The 1,502-nt window shown below is 47.0% G+C and carries 2 tRNA genes and 2 rRNA genes; all 4 read left to right on the top strand.

The annotated features are described in order from the left end of the window. Positions 1-63 (top strand): 16S ribosomal RNA (locus L1N97_RS16845); the annotation flags it as partial. A gap of 205 nt (positions 64-268) precedes the next feature. After that, positions 269-345: transfer RNA gene (locus tag L1N97_RS16840), tRNA-Ile, on the top strand. Positions 346-576: 231 nt separating this feature from the next. Then, positions 577-652, top strand: a tRNA-Ala gene (locus tag L1N97_RS16835). Positions 653-841: 189 nt separating this feature from the next. Further along, positions 842-1,502: ribosomal RNA gene (locus L1N97_RS16830) — 23S ribosomal RNA — on the top strand; the annotation flags it as partial.

Raw genomic sequence — 1,502 nt, 5'->3', positions numbered from 1 at the left:
ATGACTGGGGTGAAGTCGTAACAAGGTAACCGTAGGGGAACCTGCGGTTGGATCACCTCCTTACCTAAAGAACGGATTTATAAGTGTTCACACAGATGATTGATTGCATGAGATAGAGCAAACGGTTTTAACGTTACCTGTACGTTTAACGCAGGATGACGCAGCTGAGACAAGGCGCGCGATGAACGAATGAGGAGCATACTGCTAGTATGTGACGAGATGAGTGAAGAGTGCAACGCAGTATCAGCACAGTCAGACAAGTTAAAATTGGTCTGTAGCTCAGGTGGTTAGAGCGCACCCCTGATAAGGGTGAGGTCGGTAGTTCGAGTCTACTCAGACCAACCAATTCGCCGCCAGGCGTTGTTGCAGCAAACCTCACATACTTTTAGTATGCTTCGGTTCACTGCGCCTAGCCTGACAACGAATGTTGAGCAAAGACCATAGAAAGACTTATTGCGATGATTTTTGCTTTAGGCAAGTGATGCGACGAGCGAGTGAGGGAGTGTACATCAGGTACATGACTGAATGAGTGAGGAAACAACACGCGGCATAAAGGAAAAAGCAGAAGCAAGAAGAGGGGTTATAGCTCAGCTGGGAGAGCGCCTGCCTTGCACGCAGGAGGTCAGCGGTTCGATCCCGCTTAACTCCACCACTTCTGGTTTTAAACCGGCTCTAGGAATTCAAATATAAGTGCTTAATTTATAAGTATTTCTATTTGAGTTTAATCTCAAAACTGCTCTTTAACAATTTGGCAAGCTGATGTAAAAAGTAAAAAACTAAGGTTACATTTAATTGTATACCTTTTTCACACTGTACACTTCAAGACATTTTGGGGTTGTATGGTTAAGTGACTAAGCGTACACGGTGGATGCCTTGGCAGTCAGAGGCGATGAAGGACGTACTAACCTGCGAAAAGCTACGGGGAGCCGGTAAGAGGCGTTATATCCGTAGATATCCGAATGGGGAAACCCAGTGAGTTTACTCACTATCGTTACATGAATACATAGTGTAGCGAGGCAAACCGGGAGAACTGAAACATCTAAGTACCCCGAGGAAAAGAAATCAACCGAGATTCCGTTAGTAGCGGCGAGCGAACGCGGAGTAGCCCTTAAGCTATATTGGTGTTAGTGGAATGTTCTGGAAAGGACAGCGATACAGGGTGATAGCCCCGTACACGACAATGCTTTTATAGTGAAAACGAGTAGGACGGGACACGTGGTATCCTGTTTGAACATGGGGGGACCATCCTCCAAGGCTAAATACTCCTGACTGACCGATAGTGAACCAGTACCGTGAGGGAAAGGCGAAAAGAACCCCTGTAAGGGGAGTGAAATAGAACCTGAAACCGTGTACGTACAAGCAGTGGGAGCCCCTTCGTGGGGTGACTGCGTACCTTTTGTATAATGGGTCAGCGACTTACATTCTGTAGCGAGGTTAACCGAATAGGGGAGCCGTAGGGAAACCGAGTCTTAACTGGGCGAATAGTTGCAGGGTGTAGACCC

The sequence above is a fragment of the Rheinheimera sp. UJ63 genome (assembly GCF_021568285.1).
In the GTDB taxonomy this organism is placed as follows: Bacteria; Pseudomonadota; Gammaproteobacteria; order Enterobacterales; family Alteromonadaceae; genus Alishewanella; species Alishewanella maricola.
The sequence above is the reverse complement of the archived record's forward strand: the minus strand, read 5'-3'. Positions and strand labels throughout refer to the sequence as shown.